This window comes from Candidatus Aquicultor secundus (assembly GCF_002791875.1).
Classification (GTDB): Bacteria; Actinomycetota; Aquicultoria; order Aquicultorales; family Aquicultoraceae; genus Aquicultor_A; species Aquicultor_A secundus.
Map to the genome: position 1 here is coordinate 1 of NZ_PFNG01000107.1, position 1052 is coordinate 1052.

At 54.6% G+C, this 1052-nt stretch carries 1 protein-coding gene; it reads right to left on the reverse strand.

The features are described 5' to 3' along the window. Nucleotides 1-1052 (reverse strand): FAD-dependent oxidoreductase (locus tag COY37_RS04480; protein WP_286976370.1); only part of this gene is annotated, 1052 nt, incomplete at both ends.

A 1052-nucleotide genomic window follows, 5' to 3' on the forward strand; every position in this document is an offset into this window, starting at 1 on the left:
AAGCTTTGTCTCAAGACTTGGCAGAAGCTGCTCCGGAGAGACATAGTCATACATAACCGCATAGCCCGGGCGCATGATCCGGGCGTGCTCGAGGCCTGGAACAGAGCGTACTAGTTCTTCTTGCGCTGCGGGCGGAAGACTTGTCGATAATCCCTGAATATAAAGCTCGGCTCCGTCGGCCGCCTGTGGTTGTAAAAATACAGGGTGTCCTGGTCGGTCTGCACCGTGGAGCACTTTGTCCTCTATTGATGGACAATAGCGAGTGCCTATGGGACGAGATCCGTCTTTAAAGAGCCGGGATTGTTGAAGGTGGGCGAGCACCGTTCCGCGTGTCGCCTCAGTTGTTCTAGTTTTGTAACATACCAGGTTATATGGGGCAAATTGCTCCGTCCAGAACGAAAATGGCTCGGTGCGCTCATCCGGTTCCTGTATCTCCATCTCCGACGTATCCACGCTTGCCGCCGAAACTCGGGGGGATGTGCCTGTCTTAAAGCGGCCCATTGCGAACCCCATAGCTTCCAGGTTCCGCGATATTTCCGGCGCGGCGATCTCGCTATAACGACCCGCTTGTTCCACGACATCGCCGTAAACTACCTCGCCTCGCATGAACGTACCTGCGGCAAGCACCACCGCCTTGGCTTCGAACGTCTCAGAAAACACAGAAGTGACTTCGAGGGTTTCTCCGTTGGGCTGTATCTTCTTGATTAATGCCTGCCTGACGTGAAGATTATCTGTTTGCTCGAGTAAATATTTCATTAAAAGCTGGTATTGCCGCCTGTCCACAATTGTAAACGGCGACTGAACAGCCGGGCCCTTCGCGATATTCGATCGCCTGCTGTGTAGCGTGGTACGGTCGGCAAGACGCGCCATCTCCCCGCCGAGAGCGTCTATCTCCCTCACCAACTGTCCACGACCGGGGCCGCCAATAGAAGAATTGCACGGCATCCAGGCCATGGTATCAAGACTAATCGTTAAAAGCAGCGTCCGTGCACCCATACGAGAAGCGGCAAGTGCCGCCTCACATCCTGCATGTCCCGCCCCTATTACTATCA